This window comes from Paraburkholderia sp. HC6.4b, from assembly GCF_014200875.1.
Classification (GTDB): Bacteria; Pseudomonadota; Gammaproteobacteria; order Burkholderiales; family Burkholderiaceae; genus Paraburkholderia; species Paraburkholderia tuberum.
The window spans coordinates 107,331-122,553 of sequence record NZ_JACHDC010000017.1; the positions used below are offsets into that span (position 1 = coordinate 107,331).

Annotated in this window: 14 protein-coding genes; 3 read left to right on the plus strand and 11 right to left on the minus strand. The window is 61.9% G+C overall.

Translation table 11 applies throughout. The features are described from left to right. The first annotated feature begins 216 nt into the window (after nt 1–216). The 3 genes from nodC to HDG34_RS24850 all read left to right on the plus strand — a co-directional run bounded on the left by nodC (nt 217) and on the right by HDG34_RS24850 (nt 3,551). Nucleotides 217–1,575 (plus strand): chitooligosaccharide synthase NodC, encoded by a 1,359-nt coding sequence (gene nodC / locus HDG34_RS24840; protein WP_184062927.1) that lies wholly within the window; start codon nt 217–219, stop codon nt 1,573–1,575. 269 nt (nt 1,576–1,844) lie between these two features. Continuing rightward, complete coding sequence (nodI, locus tag HDG34_RS24845) at nt 1,845–2,759, plus strand: nodulation factor ABC transporter ATP-binding protein NodI (RefSeq protein WP_184062929.1); 915 nt, start codon at nt 1,845–1,847, stop codon at nt 2,757–2,759. A gap of 3 nt (nt 2,760–2,762) precedes the next feature. Further along, nucleotides 2,763–3,551, plus strand: coding sequence for an ABC transporter permease (locus HDG34_RS24850; protein ID WP_090811273.1), 789 nt, complete (start codon nt 2,763–2,765; stop codon nt 3,549–3,551). On the opposite strand, the gene HDG34_RS39440 is transcribed toward HDG34_RS24850, so the two are convergent. The 11 genes from HDG34_RS39440 to HDG34_RS24900 all read right to left on the minus strand — a co-directional run bounded on the left by HDG34_RS39440 (nt 3,541) and on the right by HDG34_RS24900 (nt 14,691). Further along, nucleotides 3,541–3,663, minus strand: coding sequence for a hypothetical protein (locus HDG34_RS39440; protein WP_260321322.1), 123 nt, complete (start codon nt 3,661–3,663; stop codon nt 3,541–3,543). The two genes, HDG34_RS24850 and HDG34_RS39440, sit on opposite strands and share 11 nt — an antisense overlap. 79 nt (nt 3,664–3,742) lie before the next feature. Continuing rightward, the gene (locus HDG34_RS24855) at nt 3,743–4,246 is read right to left on the minus strand and encodes a DUF2325 domain-containing protein (protein WP_260321323.1); all 504 of its coding nucleotides are present in this window, start codon (nt 4,244–4,246) and stop codon (nt 3,743–3,745) included. Between the two features lie 263 nt (nt 4,247–4,509). Further along, nucleotides 4,510–5,070, minus strand: a complete 561-nt coding sequence (locus HDG34_RS24860) for a nitrogen fixation protein NifQ (RefSeq protein ID WP_184062931.1) — start codon at nt 5,068–5,070, stop codon at nt 4,510–4,512. Between the two features lie 11 nt (nt 5,071–5,081). Further along, entirely contained in the window at nt 5,082–5,393 is a 312-nt protein-coding gene (fdxB, locus tag HDG34_RS24865) for a ferredoxin III, nif-specific (RefSeq protein ID WP_027193737.1), read from the minus strand. A 25-nt stretch (nt 5,394–5,418) separates the two neighbouring features. Next, on the minus strand, nt 5,419–5,619 hold the full coding sequence (locus HDG34_RS24870; protein ID WP_105512102.1) for a CCE_0567 family metalloprotein: 201 nt from the start codon (nt 5,617–5,619) through the stop codon (nt 5,419–5,421). A gap of 24 nt (nt 5,620–5,643) precedes the next feature. Beyond that, nucleotides 5,644–6,147 (minus strand): NifX-associated nitrogen fixation protein, encoded by a 504-nt coding sequence (locus HDG34_RS24875; RefSeq protein WP_184062933.1) that lies wholly within the window; start codon nt 6,145–6,147, stop codon nt 5,644–5,646. Continuing rightward, nucleotides 6,140–6,553, minus strand: coding sequence for a nitrogen fixation protein NifX (gene nifX / locus HDG34_RS24880; RefSeq protein WP_184062935.1), 414 nt, complete (start codon nt 6,551–6,553; stop codon nt 6,140–6,142). Before nifX ends, HDG34_RS24875 begins: the two co-directional genes overlap by 8 nt. A gap of 22 nt (nt 6,554–6,575) precedes the next feature. Further along, nucleotides 6,576–7,967: a nitrogenase iron-molybdenum cofactor biosynthesis protein NifN gene (gene nifN, locus HDG34_RS24885; RefSeq protein ID WP_184062937.1), complete on the minus strand. Its 1,392-nt coding sequence runs from the start codon at nt 7,965–7,967 to the stop codon at nt 6,576–6,578. A gap of 50 nt (nt 7,968–8,017) precedes the next feature. Continuing rightward, nucleotides 8,018–9,475 (minus strand): nitrogenase iron-molybdenum cofactor biosynthesis protein NifE, encoded by a 1,458-nt coding sequence (gene nifE, locus HDG34_RS24890; protein WP_184062939.1) that lies wholly within the window; start codon nt 9,473–9,475, stop codon nt 8,018–8,020. A 663-nt stretch (nt 9,476–10,138) separates the two neighbouring features. Continuing rightward, a complete protein-coding gene (locus tag HDG34_RS39445) occupies nt 10,139–11,005 on the minus strand; it encodes a transposase (RefSeq protein WP_184062941.1) in 867 nt (288 codons plus the stop codon). Nucleotides 11,006–11,292: 287 nt separating this feature from the next. Then, a complete protein-coding gene (locus tag HDG34_RS24900) occupies nt 11,293–14,691 on the minus strand; it encodes an autotransporter outer membrane beta-barrel domain-containing protein (RefSeq protein WP_311734873.1) in 3,399 nt (1,132 codons plus the stop codon). Between the last annotated feature and the right edge of the window lie 532 nt (nt 14,692–15,223).

Sequence of the window (15,223 nt, forward strand, 5' to 3'; positions counted from 1 at the left end):
CGTCGATGCGATTGTCAGCGCGGTGCTGGCCTCTGTCCGGCCTGGCGCAATTGTGCTCTTGCACAACGGACGTCCTCCCGGCGAGTCAGGACGGTGCTGTCATGCTGGGCTGCGCGACCAGACCCTCATGGCGCTTTCCCGCCTGATTCCAGAACTGCGTGACTGCGGATTTGTAATCAGCTCGCTACCCCAACCACACGGAACAAACCGACATCTATGAATGCCATTGCCACAATCAGCACTGCCCCGGTTTTGTTGTATGCACTACTCTCGACTGTTTACAAAAGCGTACAGGCCCTCCATGGCCTACCGACGAGTGGTCCGCCGAATTCGCCCAATGCCGCCGACCCCAACTTTCTGCCGGACGTGGACGTCATCGTGCCGTGCTTTAACGAGCAACCGCGCACGCTCTCGGCGTGCCTGAAGTCCATTGCAAACCAGGACTACGCCGGAAAACTGCGGGTCTATGTGGTCGATGATGGTTCTGCGAATCTCGACGCCGTGAGGCCGGTATACGATGCCCACGCGCGCGACCCGAGATTCAACTTCATTACGCTTCCCCAAAATATGGGAAAGCGCAAGGCACAGATCGCCGCGATACGCTCTTCATCCGGGGAACTGGTACTCAACGTCGACTCGGACACGACGCTGGCGCCCGATGTCGTCAAGAAGCTCGTATTGACAATGCGAGACGCGACGATAGGCGCCGCCATGGGGCAGTTGACGGCCAGCAACCGCGGCGACACCTGGTTGACCCGTCTGATCGATATGGAGTACTGGTTGGCTTGCAACGAAGAGCGCGCCGCACAGACTCGCTTCGGCGCTGTTATGTGTTGCTGCGGTCCGTGTGCCATGTACCGCCGGTCCGCGCTCCTGTTGCTGCTCGATCAGTACGAGACGCAACTTTTTCGCGGGAAACCGAGCGACTTCGGCGAGGACCGCCATCTGACGATTCTCATGCTGACGGCAGGTTATCGGACCGTGTACGTTCCGGACGCCATTGCGGCGACAGTCGTTCCAGACAGACTGGGGGCGTATCTGCGCCAACAACTGCGCTGGGCGCGCAGTACTTATCGGGACACGTTGCTTTCGCTGCGCCTGCTGCCCTGTCTCGATCGCTACCTTACGCTGGACGTGATCGGACTGAATCTGGGCTCGCTATTTCTCGGCTTATCGCTACTAGCGGGTCTCGCGCAGCTCGCATTGACAGCGACAGTGCCGTGGTGGACCGCCCTGATAATCGCATCATCGACCATGATCCGCTGTAGCGTGGCATCGGTTCGCGCTCGCCAGATTCGATTTCTTGGCTTTTCTCTTCACACACCCATTAACCTCTTTCTCTTACTTCCCCTGAAAGCCTATGCGCTGTGTACATTGAGCAATAGCGATTGGCTGTCCCGTGGGTCTGCAGGCAACGTATCGAACGTTCGTGAAAAACAGGTCGATACTTCGAATCCGGTTACAAAGCCGAACGCGACTTCAGCGTCAAGATCTGCGACTCCGCACCGTCGAAAGGATCACGCGTGTGAGTCTTCAACATTAGCGACGTCTGACGAAGCATTCGATGGCGATTAGTTAATCATACATATAGATCTCGAGTATTGCGCCAACCCAGAACCGCCCACCATCGGCACTGGTCCGCTTGAGTGCGATCGTCTCACGCAAAGGCTCGATTGTCGTCTTCCCAACGCCAGTGCATTCACCGAAATCCTGGTACTCCATTGTCAGTAACTCTCGCGCTTGGCAGGCAAGGATCGTCTATCGACCAGGGTTTCAATCGCGCCGCAGCAGCAGAACGGCTTCTTTTTCTCTAAGACGAGTGCGTAATTTTCCTTCTTATCTCCATGTCCAAAGCAGCAATCAGCTTCACCGGCGTAAGGAAGTCATATGGCGACAAGATCGTAGTCGATGGATTGTCGTTTAGCGTCGCGCCTGGAGAGTGCTTCGGTCTGCTAGGGCCAAATGGCGCGGGCAAGAGCACGACGGTGCGTATGGTTCTCGGCATGGCGCCGCCCGACGCAGGCAAGATCATCGTGCTCGGGGAGCCAGTGCCGGCGCGCGCTCGCTCGGCACGTATGAGCATTGGCGTGGTGCCGCAATTCGACAACCTCGAGCCCGGGTTCACCGTGCGCGAGAACCTTCTGGTGTTTGGGCGCTACTTCGGCATGAGCACACGTGAAATTGAAGCGGTCGTGCCGTCGCTGCTCGAATTCGCTTGCCTCGAAAGCAAGGTCGATGCGCGCGTCACCGAACTATCCGGCGGCATGAAGCGGCGGCTGATGTTGGCACGCGCGCTGATCAACGATCCGCAGTTGTTGGTCATGGACGAGCCTACAACGGGTCTCGACCCGCATGCGCGCCACCTGATCTGGGAAAGCCTGCGTTCATTGTTGGCGCGCGGCAAGACGATCCTCTTGACCACCCATTTCATGGAAGAGGCCGAGCGGTTGTGCGACCGACTGTGTGTGCTGGAGGAGGGGCGAAAGATCGCCGAAGGCGGGCCTCGCATGCTGATCGAAGAACAGATCGGGAGCCACGTGGTCGAGATCCACGGCGGCAATCCGCATGAGCTGCGCACGTTGATCGCGCCGCACGCGCAGCGTATCGAGGTCAGTGGTGGGACCCTCTTCTGCTATGTGTCCGATCCGGAACGGGTGTGTGTACAGTTGCGCGGGCGCGCGGCGCTGCGCCTTTTACAGCGTCCAGCAAATCTCGAGGATGTCTTTTTGCAGTTAACCGGGCGCGGGATGAAGGAGTGAACGATGAGAGAGTTTTATGCAGCGGCCCTGCCCGCGAACGTGTGGAACTGGGTTGCAGTGTGGCGCCACAACTATCTGGCATGGAAAAAAGTCGCGTTTGCCTCGATTCTCGGTAACCTTGCCGATCCTATGATTTATCTGTTCGGCCTCGGCTTTGGTTTCGGGATAATGGTAGGTCGCGTCGATGGCGCATCTTATATCGCGTTTCTCGCGGCGGGTATGGTCGCCACGAGCGCGATGACCTCCGCGACCTTCGAAACGATTTACGCAGCTTTCTCTCGCATGCATGTTCAGCGCATGTGGGAAGCGATCCTGTGTACACGGCTCACGCTCGGCGATATCGTTCTCGGTGAACTGGCATGGGCCGCCACCAGGGCCTTTTTTGCCGGCATCGCCGTCATGGTGGTAGCCACCGTGCTGGGTTATGCAGCGTGGTCATCCATTCTCTATGCATTGCCTGCCATCGCCCTGACTGGCCTCGCCTTCGCGAGTCTGGCGATGATCCTCACGGCGCTTGCACCCAGTCACGATTACTTCGTGTTCTATCAAACGCTCGTTCTCACGCCCATGGTGCTCCTGAGCGGCGTGATCTTCCCGATCAGCAAGCTACCTGCCGTTTTTTGCGACGTAGCGCGCTTCTTGCCGCTGGCACATTCCGTCGACCTTATCCGTCCCGCGATGCTCGGACGCCCGGTGGGCAGTGTTGCCTTGCATATTGGCGCTCTCTGCATTTGCACGGTGTTGCCGTTCTTCCTGTCGGTGGCGCTGTTACGTCGACGCCTCATGTCTTAATGCCAGCTATGGCCGTCGCATTACGCACGGTTTGCGTCAGCGCATCGCGCGCGTCGCCGTCGGGGTTCTCGACGTTGAGGAAAAGGCCGTAGCGTTGTGCGGAATCCGACATGGCAGGCCCTCTCGTGGAAAGACCACGTCAAAGGCAAGTTTTGCGCCCACATCTCGCGGTACGTAAAGTCATGACGACGTCAGCCATGCCTCAGGCAGAAGCGCGACGCTGCGACCACGCCGTGCGGCTGGGCAGGCCGAGCCCGCAACACGCCCGCGATGAAGCTCGTCACGCTCGACGAACGCAAAGCGGACCACGGCGCGCGGTGACGCGCGCACAATCGCCGCAGCGCGACCAGCGAGTCCGGGTCGATCAGATCCAATGGGCACAGCACCCGGTAGGCGCCTGACAGCAAAGCCTCGAAGCCTTCGGCACGGCTATCGTCGTCGATGGTCCCGGTGTGATGAACGAACTCGCCTCCGGCCGCCTCCACCAGCGCACGCAGCACGGCGTTGATGCTTGGCCGCCCGCCCACATAAACCCATCGACGCCCGCTCAATGCGCGCGTCAATGCGCGGTCGTCGAGCAGCGCCTGCTCAACCGCGAACAACTCGTGCTGCAGGCTCGCGACATGTGCCCGCGCGCGCTCCAGCGACAGGCTCGCACTGCTGTCGGGAAGGCATGTGCCGCGGTTCTGATTCATGACGGGCTGCGCTTCGGAACGCACCGTTACGGCAACGGCAGGCGGCATGGGTCTCATGGAGAGCACCTCGTGACATGGCCAGCAAACCGTTCGCCTGCTGCCGGGGTGAGAAACCAGCTACGCACCGCGTCGTTCGTGTAGCGCGTCCGGCCGGCATGACGCGCGTGCGGCGCCAGCCGATGCTCGGACAGCAGCTTCGCCCAGCCCCAGAAGTCGGCCACCCGCGACGCGACACAATCGAAGCGGTGACCGACGCGTGCTGCCTACTCCGCTCTAAAGCAAAGCGCATGGTCAGAACAGACGCCACAACTCGGCGCCTTGCAGATGAACAGGCCCTCGCGCTCGCACAGTTGCTTGTAGAAGAACTTCTTCCACTTCATGTCATGCGTATTCTTCGCGGCCAGCCGCGGAAACCAGTGGCTGATCAATGCGGACAACTCGCGCCGCGACGGCAGAAGCAGGTCTTGCCAAAGGTGGTTTTGCCCGAGGCTCGCGCAGGCCAATGCATGAGCCACGCAGTTCGCCTCGTCTGCCGGGCCGGCGCGCGGATCGGCATGGTGATTGAGCAACGCCACCAGGTCTTCCAGTTCGTCGCCACGCGGCATCGTGGCGGGCGACAAGACGCACGTAAGACCGAGCGCCGAGCCGGCACCCGGGAACCAGCGCGCGAGCATTCGGCGCGTCTGGTCGGCGTCCAGTCCGGGCATCGGCAGCACATCGACGCCGTGGTGCTCGAACCCGCTCGACAGCACGCCGGCCAGTGCCAGCACGGTGGGATCGGCCGCATCCACCGCACACGCCATCAGGGTCGCATAGGCGTCCATCGCGGCATCGCTCAGAGAACGGCCGCCGCGTGCGTGTAGCACTTTTTCGGGCAGATCTTCGCGCACGCGGTGCAGCCGACGCACAGTTCCCGATGCACGATAGTCATCACCTTCTTCTCGTACTCGTCGTCTTCGTCTTCGTCGTCGCCGTCCAGTGCGATGTGCGCGCCGTCCTCGTTAAGCCCGACGAGTTGCAGCACGCCACGCGGACAGACACGGAAACAACGTCCGCAACCAATGCATTTTTCTTCGTCGAGCCTGTTGACGAACGTCGGCGTCCAGGTGGCGCCGCTTGGCAGCGTAACGCTGAAGGTATCGCTCATGATGTGGCTCCATGGCTTCGCTGGTTCAGGCCGCTGCCGCAGCGGCAGCCTTGCGGGCTGCCATCAGCGCGGCGTGGGCGTCATGGCAGCGCTGGGCGACAGCGAGAATGTTCTCCCAGTTGGTCGGGAGTTCCTCTGAGAGGTCGTGCAGGTCCAACTTCGCCCGGGTCGCTTGCGCGTTGAGTTTCTTCAGGTGCGCCTTGAGTTCATCGGCATCGGTGCTCATCGTCTCGGTCCCCTCACGATTCCTTCAGGCGCCGTACTGTGCGACGGCGGGGTACATCCGGATCACCTCGACCGCTTCGTCGAGAAGCTTTGCGCCCGCCTCGGCGAGCTTCTCCAGCGAAGCGAAGCCGAACCGGTGTACGTCGCGCAACTGCTTGTTGACGACAACGAGCCGCCCCGCGATCAACACCATGCGGCCGAAGCCCTCGTGGCTCATCTTCATCATCGGCGAAACCATTTGGCCGGTCTCACGCTCGATCGCCACCGCAATCGCGCTATAGAAAAGCTCGAGCCGCCACAGCGTTTCGGGGTCGGGGTCGGGGTCGGGGTCGGGGTCGCCCATGATCGGAATCGCGCGGCGTTCCTCCGGCGTGTGGATGTACGGCTTGAGCAGTTGCAGGTCGGTCTTTCCGTCCCACACGCCGTGGGTGTCCTGCGCGCGCAACTGCCTGACGAGCTGCTGCACGAACGGTGCGACCAGCAGCATTTCGTCGCTGGCCTTGGACGGAATTGCGGATGTTTCAGCCATGGGATACCTCATCGTCTTCAAAGTCGTATACACGTTCGCCATCCTTCGCCAGCGCCTTGCGCAGCCACGGCGGCGGCGTGCCCTTCAGCACCTGTTGCAACTTGCCGAGAGTCTCCTCGATGGACTCGGGCCGCGGCACCTTGATCGGATGAATCTTCAGCGCAACCACTCGAGCCGCGGCCGAGCCGCCGATTGCGGCGACGTACAGGATCGCGCAATCCTTGACGGCTTCGAGCTTGGGCGCGAGCTTGTCCTCGTCGCCGTCCTCTTCGAGCTTGTCACCAAAGTCGAACGCCTCGACGAACTGGTAGCCGTCCGGTGTGACGTTGTAGGTGACGATGCTCCTCGCCCAGCCAAAATGCGCATCGACGAACCGCCTGTCCTGGGTGGCGAACGCGATCTTCATGCTGTGTGCTCCTTTAGGTGGGTCAAGCACCGGCCGCGACGACAGGAATGTCCGCTTCGCGCGCCGGATCGCGCGCGGCCAGATCGATAGCGGCCTGCGGCAGCGGCCATTCGCCCGGATCGTGATGCGGAATCTGCTCGATCATCAGGTTGGCGATCTCAAAGATCAGGTTCATCGTGCCGCGGTAGCCGACGTAGCGTCGATGTGCGTTTCCAACCCGGTCGAAGACCGGAAAACCGATCCGGAAGAGCGGCTTTTGCAGGTGCTCGGCCATCTGCCTGCCGTGCGAATGGGTGATCAGCAGGTCGCAGTCCGCCGCGGCGCGCTCCATGTCTTCGAGATCGCCGATCACGACCTGATCAGCGGGCAGCAACGCGTGCGCGCGCGATCGCGTCGTGCTGATGCAGCAGCGCAACTGCGCGCCCATCTCGTGCAGCATGCTGCCGACCGCGAACAGCAGATCGGGCTCTGCGCCGATCGCGACCTTGATGCCTCCGGTGTAGAAATGGCCGTCCAGCATCGCATCGAGCAATTGGCTGCGCTGACGCCGGTATTTCGCGGGAACGGGTCGTCCGGAGCGCTGCGCGAGCAATTGCAGCAGACGATCGTTGGGTTCCAGTCCGGTGAGCCGCCCGAACACTTCGAACGGTGTGCCGGCGATAGCATGCAATGCCTCGGCGCCGTCGCGCGTCTGCTCGCCCACGCCGATCGTAAATGCCGATGCACCCGCGGCCCGGATCTCCGCGAGCGTGGTACCACCCAGTGTGGTGCCGCGCCAGTCCGGCGCGATATGGCCGTCGAGCGAGCCGGAAATGTCGGGCAGCACGATGACATCGAGGCCGAACGCTTCGATGATCTCGCGCAGTTCGTCGATGTCGCCAGGCGACAGATGGCTGCCGGGCAGCAGCGTCACCTGATTGGCCACCGTTGGCAACGCCTTGACCAGCGCGTTGACGATGCCGGTAATCGCATGCCGGTAGCCGTCTTCGAATGCGCCGACATAGTCGGGGGTCGACACATAGACGATCTCAGTGTCGTTGAGTTCGGGCTTGCGCTTGCGCACGGTAACGAGATAGCCGTCCACGTCGTCGCCCTCGGTCTCGGTGAGACCTGTTGAACAGATCGCGATGACCTTCGGCGCAGCGCGCTTGCGGATGTTGAGCAGCGCGGCCTCGATGTTCTCGTAGCCGCCGAGCACCGCGGTGACTTCGTCCATGGCTGTCGTCTGCAGCGGAATCGCCTCCCTGAAGTGGCGCACCAGCAGCACGAGGCCGAACGACGTGCAGCCCTGCGAGCCGTGCATTACGGGCATGCAGGCATCGAGCCCAAGGAACGCGAGGCTCGCGCCCAGCGGCTGGCTCATCTTGAGCGGATTGACCGCACAGGCTTTCATAGATTCGACGACATCGGCCATGGCATGTTCTCGAGTTCGGGGGCGTCAGGTCGGCATACTGGGTTCGAGGCTCATCGCCCCCACCCCGCGGCGCTCGACAGCGGGCGGGCGGCTTGCGCCTGGACCACACCGAGCGGTCCCCCGTCGTCGCCCCACGGAGCAGGGATCCGCACCTGTTGCCACACCGGGTTGTAGATCGCGCGGTCGATCTCATGCACCAGCTCGACGATCCCTTCGTAGCCGCCATAAGGGTGGTGACGTTCCTGATTGATGTCGAGCCACGGTATGCGGGCCTTCAGTGCGACGAACTGTGAGCGGCCACCCGACAGCATGATGTCGGCCCGCGCGTCCCTGAGCATCGCGTACATCTCCCGGGGCGTCATACCGTCGATCATGTGGGCGTCGTCGCCCATGATCTCCTTGATCTTGTCCTTGTCTTCCTTAGTGCTCTTCTTGACGCTGGTGCCGACGATTTCGAGCCCTGCTTCCTGCAGCGCGGAAACCACCGACCAAGACTTCACGCCACCTGTGATGAGCAATACCCGCTTGCCGGTAAGGCGCGCTTTGTAGTGCGCGATGCGCTCCCACGCGCGCGCTTCCTCGGCGGCGATCAGGCGCTCGGTCCGCTCGAGCAGATCGTCCGGCGCGCCTTGCTGCACGAGCAGCCTGGCGATATGGCGCAGCGTGTCGCTCATGTCGCCGACCCCATAGAACGAGCCCTCGAAGTAAGGGATGCCGTAGCGCCGCTGCATCGTTGTCGCGATGTTGATCATCGACTTCGAGCAGACCATCATGTTGACCTTGGCGCGATGCGAACTTGCGATCTCGTTGTAGCGCCCATCGCCGGAGATGCACGAGAGGATACGGATGCCCAGCGCGTCGAGCAGCGGCTTGGTCTGCCAGAGTTCGCCCGACAGGTTGTATTCGCCAATGACGTTGATGTCATACGGCGTCGTGTACTCGGGCTCGCGCGTGCCGATCACATAATTGAGGATCGCCTCGCCGCCAAGCTTGTTGCCCAGATTCTTCGGCCCGGCGAAACCGGGGGAAATGACCGGAATCACCGGCTTGCCAAATTGTTCGGTGGCGCGCTTGCAGACCGCCTCGATGTCGTCGCCGATCAGCGCAGTGACGCAGGTCTGGTAGACGAACACTGCGGGCGGATCGTATTTCTCGATGATTTCGCGCACGCTCCTGAACAGGCGCTTCTCGCCGCCGTACACCACGTCGAGTTCGTTGATATCGGTGGTGAAGCCCGTGCGATAGAGTTGCGAACCGGACGAAGCGGCGTGCCGGTTGTCCCACGAGTTACCTTCACAAGCAATCGGCCCGTGCACGAGGTGTGCGATGTCCACCATCGGCTGCAAAGCGATCTTCGCGCCGTCGAACGCGCACCCGCCTGCGGCCGAACCCGGCGAAAGCTGCTTCGTGCAGCCCCTTTTGCGTTCCTTCTCGCTCTTGCCTTGATTCTTGTCGCAACCCGGCTCGTCGAAAACTTCGGCGATTTGGGCATTGAGCGAAGCAGACATGACGTGCTCCTGATGGATGGACGTTTCTCTAGTGGCAAGTTCCATACCACCGGGAAACGCCTTGAAAACGTGCCAATTGGCGCTGAAGCAGTCGCTCGCGCGCATCGTCATGGCGAGTTTGAACGGTTTGCGACAGACGGTTCGCGACACAGAGAACCACAACACACGTTCACTGCCTGCCTTGCCGTTCCGTATGGAGCAGGAACCGTGCGATCGCATTCGCGCGCGCCTCCAGCAACGCATCCGGCCCCAAGGGGTCGCGAACCGCCAGGTAAGCAGTCAGCGCGTGGCGCATCCGTGGAGCTTTCGCGTAGTCCCACCGCACAGATCGACAGGTGCTCTGCCCGTCCGTTCGCATCGGAAACGTCGTCGACCAGAGCGAGCAGTTCGCGCGGCGTTACCTCGTCATTGATCTCCGCGAGGCTCAACGGGTCGGACGCCGCCACCTCGCGCTCAAAGTCGTCGTAGGCGACCAACTGGTTGCGAGTTTCGGTTGAAGCGATCTGGCGGCGGTCAACGGAATGGGCAAGCGGGCGAGACCAGCCGCGTCGAGGAGGGGGACGAGGCAGTTTTGTGTTGTCATGGATGTATTTCCGCAGGATGAGGACGAACGGGATCACGGCGCGCTGCGCCGGACATGAAGCATGGACCTCAACTGTCAGATCAACTACCGCAATGGTGTCGTAGATCGATCATCGTGTAGGCCATGATCTTGAATGCGTAGTGCAACTGACTGATACGATCGAAGCGAAGTAGCAGGCGACGAAACTTATCTTCCCATGCGAACACGCGCTCGATCGTTCGGAATCGCTCTTTAAAAATGGCCAGATCGAACAGCGCCTTGCGACCTCGCTTTGTGCGTTTCCTGCCGCGCGGGTTCGGATTGATGTTGGGCACCATCCCGCGGTTGAAGATCGCCTTGCGGTTGGCGCGACAATCGTAGACGCCGTCCAGGCTGACCACGGTGTCACGCAGGTCCAGCCTGGCTTCACGGGCAATCCGCATCACCTGCGGCAACGCGTCTCGCAGCAGTGGCGATTCGTTGCGATTGCCTGGCGTCGACACGAACGGGGCGATCACATTGCAGTTCCGGTCACAGAAGGCCACTACCTTGTCACCCTTCATGTGCTTGTGGCCGCTGAAGCCAATATTGTCGCCGCCTTTTTTCGCCGCCGTCGTGGTGCCGTCGCCATGGATGACGCTGGTGTCCAACAACTGGTCGTGGCTAAGCCGCACCACTGACGCGAGGAAGACAGCGTCGAAACATTCGCATGCCTGCCAGCGCCGAAAGGCCCGATAGATGCTCGTGTAGTGAATCTCCGGCTTGCCGTGCCGATCCATTGCAATCGGCAGCGCCTTCCATTGGCAACCGAGGTAAAGCAGTTTCAGGATGTAGTTGAAGATCGCGTGCGCGGTCAGTTTGGATGCCGGTCCCCGGCTTCCTGCCGTAAGGTGCGGCAAGACAAATTGCTCGAACTGTTCGAGGCTTAATTCCGTTGGAATCCGTTGCCATTGCTGGCTTTGCGCCATTATCGACCGCCAAAGATCGGGAATTCTAGCGGATCCGGCGGAAATCGGCGAAAGTCATACCCACAAAGGCCTTCAGGCAAATTTAGCAGCCTTGAGAAACCCGCAACCAGTTGAGAGAAAATGCGCAGCCTGAACCGCAACACACGACAGGTCTTCGACTATCTGCGAATGACGCAGAACTCTACCCGACCTTCCGCGCCCGTGTCGGGCTAGAACAAATTTACCGTGGGGAAGATCCGTCCGAAGCTTGACAGTTCAATGTCTTCCTGCGAACCTGGTAAATTGTGCTACCAGGTCCAGCGCGCGCCGACGTTTCCAGTGACAACGCGTTGGTGTTCGCCCCCAAGGTTCGTGCCGAGGCTGACAGTCGCAAACGCGCTTCCATGCTTCGTCAGCTTCGCCACCATCCCCGCGTCGATCTGCCCGGTGGTCTGGCCAACCGACGTGCTGATCGGCGTCACGCCGCCAAACGTCGCTTTGTCCGTGCTGCCGAACGAACGCAACAGGTTAAGCCGCAGATAAGGCTGCCAGGTCACGCGTGCCGCCTCGTAGACGCCGGCGAGCCGCACGCCAAGACGGCCGACCATCGTATTACCGTTGCTGAACGTGACGTTCGAGATTCCGTCGTTCAGATCCTTGATCGTCTGGTGTTGCCAGATCAGCTGGGCTTGCGGTTCGAGCGTGAGCGAGTGTCCGATCGCGAACGGCAAACCGCCTTCAAGCGAACCGGTCACCGCATTTCCGTGCGTCGTGGCGCTAACCCCGTCGCGCGACGACGAATCGATCACCAGTGAGCTGCCCGAAACCACCGCATCTGTGTACCACCCGCTCGGTCCGATGTGGGTCCAGTAGCCGCCGATGCTGTATGCGCTAATTCCAAGATGGCCGGCCGCGGCATCCGGCACGCCGACTGCAAAGCCGCTGACATCACCCGTGGCCCGTCCAAAGCCGAGGAAGAGCCCGTAGTGGTCGCGGTGACCGCTCGCCGTCGTACTCGCGTACAGGTCCTGACCGACCTGCGCTCCCGTCATCGAGCCGGAAAACCCGGGCGCGACGTCGCCGCTTTGCGACAGCGTGCTGTGTCCGCCCCACACACGTGCCCACGCCGCTGGCAGGCTGCCGTTCTCGCTCAGCAACGACTGCTCGCCCTGGCGCAGATGGAAGTTGTCGATCTGCATCATGCCGAGCTGCCGGGCAACGGCTGGAAGCTCCGCGTAAAGGGCCGCTTCAGGGCGGTAAAGCGTAATCGGATCAGCACTCGCGGCGGGAAGTGCGGGTGTGCCCGGCGCGGGGGTGCTGGTCACGGCTGTCGTGCCGCTGCCGCTCGTGTCGGCCGGCGCACTCTGCGCAGCGGGCACGGTGTTGCGCAGGTACCAGCTCTGCGACGTGCCGGCCATCACGCCGCCTTTGACGAGGTAGTACTCGTATGCGCCGGCTTTCGTCGTTCCGCCTGCGAGCGAAAATGCACCGGCATCAGTCGTGGCGCCGTTCGTCGCGGCGACGACCTGGATGCCGTTCGACGTGATCGCCGCGCCCTGGCCGCCCACGTTCGTCACCTTCAGCGTGGTCGCACCGGTTGCCGTGCCGCCGTTCACAACGAGCTTGTCCGAAGACGCGTTGTCACCCGCGAGAACGGTATTCAATGCAATGGCCCCATTGTTTCCGACGTAGCTATTGACGACGAGTGAATTGCCGGCGCTCTTGCCGCCGCCAATCTGCACGAGATTCGCGTTCGTCAACTTGCCGTTGATCGTGAAATTGCCCTGTGCGCCGCCGGCAAACTGCGCCAACGCATTGGCCACCGCGACGGTGCCGTTGTTGGTCACGTCGCCGTTGACAGTGCCGTAGCCGCCGAGCGTCGCTCCCGCAGCGACGCTCGTCGCGCCGGTCATCGACGCGGCGGACGTCGACGCATCGCCGACCGCGAGCGTGCCGGCGCTTACCGTCGTGCCGCCCGACCACGTATTCGCCCCATCGAGCACCAGCGTCCCCGCACCGACCTTTGTCAAGGCACCGGTGCCGGTGATGTTCTGTGTGAGGGTCGACTGAAACGCCTGCGTATCGATCGTGCCGCCGCCTGCCGCAATCGAGATTGCACGCGTGCTGGCCGGGTCGAAGCTGCTGCCGAACTGCAGCGTGCCGCCATCGAAGGCCACGCCACCGGTCGCGCCGCCCAGCGCGCTGTCGGCGCTCACCGACAGCGCACCCTGTTTCAGCACCGTGCCGCCGGTATACGTATTGCCGCCCACCGCGCCCGGCGCGAGCGTCAACGTGCCCAGTCCGTCTTTCTCCACGACGCCGGTCCCGCTGATCAACCCGGCATATGTCCCGTCGACGTTCTGTTCGAATTGCACGAGACCGTTGTTGGTAACGGTCGACGGCAGGCTTTTGGCGCTCGCCTGCAACGTGCCGGGCAGATCAACCGTCACGCTGCCCGTATGCTGTGCGCCGCTGCCGTTGAGCACGAGCGTGCCCTCTTGCACCTCCGCGGCGATCGGGCCGACGAGCGAGCCGTCGATCGTCAACATGCCCGAGCCGGTCTTGAAGAACGAGCCCGTACCCGTCACGTTTTGCGCGATCGTCGACTGGAAGCCCTGTGTATCGATGGTGCCGCCGCCCGCGGCAACCGATAACGCGCGCGTACTGGCGAGGTCGAAACTGCTGCCGAGCTGCAGCGTTCCCCCGTCGAACGTCACGCCGCCTGCCGTGCCGCCGAGTGCGTTATCTGCGGACACCGAGAGTACGCCCTGCTTCAGTACGGTACCCCCGGTATACGTATTGCCGCCCGCAGCGGTGGGCGCAAGCGTAAGCGTGCCGGCACCGTCTTTCTCCGCCGAGCCGGTACCGCTGATGAGCCCCGCATAAGTGCCGTTGGCGGCCTGCGCGAACTGCACCAGACCGTTATCGGTGATCGCGCCTGGCAGGCTCTGCGACGATCCCTGAAGGATGCCCGCCTGATCGACCAGCATCGTGCCAGTGTACTGCGTGTTGTTGCCGGTCAGCGCGAGCGTTCCCTGCTGCACCTCGGCCGACGTGACCCCCATCGCGCCCATCGAGCTCGCGACTGTCCAGGTACCGGTGTCCTGCTTCTGCAGCGTCTGGAAGTTCGTGATGCCGGTCGGCAGCGTGTCCGTTCCGGTGCCGTTCAGCGTCAACAGGTTGTTGCCGCCGCCTCCGTTGATGGTTCCGCTCACCGACGAACCGGTGTAAAGGCGCAGCGTATCGTTGCCACCGGCAAAGACCAGATTACCGATCACCTGTCCGCGGTTGGTAAAGTCGACCGCGCCGTTGCCGGACGCGCCCATCACGTTTCCCGGCGCCTCGATCACGCCGGTCGCGTTGTTGATGACGGTATTCAAGCCGGACGTATTCTGGAACCAGATCGCAGCGCTATGGACGCCCTGGATCGTCCCGTTGTTGATGATGGTATTGCCTGTACCCTCCGGATTGACGGCTTCGGCGTTGCCTTCCGTCCCGCCAGAGATGACGGCCGCGCCCTGTTCCACTGTCAGCGTGCTGTTGTTCCGGAAGGCGATCGTATCGGCCCCGGTGCCGTACGTGCCGTTACCCGTCAGCGCGCTGTTTTTTACTTGCGCGCCTGACTGAACGACGATGGTGGCGTTGTCGGCAAGCGCGATCGCTGTCGCATCGCCCACCACGATCTGTGCGTTTGCTCCTACTGTCACAGTAGAGCCTGAAGCGGTGGTCGGGCCGGTTCCGATCGTGCTTGACCATGGCGACGGGGCGCTCGTGTCGCACGTCGTCGAGTTATTCGATGTCGTGCAATTCGCGAAAGACAATGAAGGAATGGCCGCGATATATGCAAGGGCCGCAAGACAGGTTGCGCTTCGCCGCGGAATAGAAGCGCGCTTGTTCCTCACGCGCTTCTGTATTCGCTCCAACGGGCTGGCATAAGGCTGACGGCTGGTTAATTTGCTGGTCATGCGTTTCACCTTGGCAGTTTAATTACGTATGCTTTTTATATAATCCCGCAACACGGAACCTGGAATATGGGATCCATCTGACGACCGATGAGCCTGTACGCGCGCAACTTCGTTGACGCCTGCGGCACTGATCCGGAAAACGGGTATGGTTTTCGCGCAATCGATATCCGGCACCCGGCAGCACCTCGATCCACCCAAGTTAAGCGCGTCTGCCGCGCCGGAACTCAATCAAGTCAAACACCACCGGCAAAGCCGGTGGCTTGAGATTGTGAGC

Coding starts and splice junctions, on each gene's coding strand:
- HDG34_RS24855 (WP_260321323.1), bottom strand. CDS start 4,246: ATGAATCAGAACCGCGGCACATGCCTTCCCGACAGCAGTGCGAGCCTG.
- HDG34_RS24860 (WP_184062931.1), bottom strand. CDS start 5,070: ATGGACGCCTATGCGACCCTGATGGCGTGTGCGGTGGATGCGGCCGAT.
- nifX (WP_184062935.1), bottom strand. CDS start 6,553: ATGAAGATCGCGTTCGCCACCCAGGACAGGCGGTTCGTCGATGCGCAT.
- nodI (WP_184062929.1), top strand. CDS start 1,845: ATGTCCAAAGCAGCAATCAGCTTCACCGGCGTAAGGAAGTCATATGGC.
- HDG34_RS24850 (WP_090811273.1), top strand. CDS start 2,763: ATGAGAGAGTTTTATGCAGCGGCCCTGCCCGCGAACGTGTGGAACTGG.
- HDG34_RS24875 (WP_184062933.1), bottom strand. CDS start 6,147: ATGGCTGAAACATCCGCAATTCCGTCCAAGGCCAGCGACGAAATGCTG.
- nifN (WP_184062937.1), bottom strand. CDS start 7,967: ATGGCCGATGTCGTCGAATCTATGAAAGCCTGTGCGGTCAATCCGCTC.
- HDG34_RS24870 (WP_105512102.1), bottom strand. CDS start 5,619: ATGAGCACCGATGCCGATGAACTCAAGGCGCACCTGAAGAAACTCAAC.
- nodC (WP_184062927.1), top strand. CDS start 217: ATGAATGCCATTGCCACAATCAGCACTGCCCCGGTTTTGTTGTATGCA.
- nifE (WP_184062939.1), bottom strand. CDS start 9,475: ATGTCTGCTTCGCTCAATGCCCAAATCGCCGAAGTTTTCGACGAGCCG.
- fdxB (WP_027193737.1), bottom strand. CDS start 5,393: ATGAGCGATACCTTCAGCGTTACGCTGCCAAGCGGCGCCACCTGGACG.
- HDG34_RS39445 (WP_184062941.1), bottom strand. CDS start 11,005: ATGGCGCAAAGCCAGCAATGGCAACGGATTCCAACGGAATTAAGCCTC.
- HDG34_RS39440 (WP_260321322.1), bottom strand. CDS start 3,663: ATGTCGGATTCCGCACAACGCTACGGCCTTTTCCTCAACGTCGAGAAC.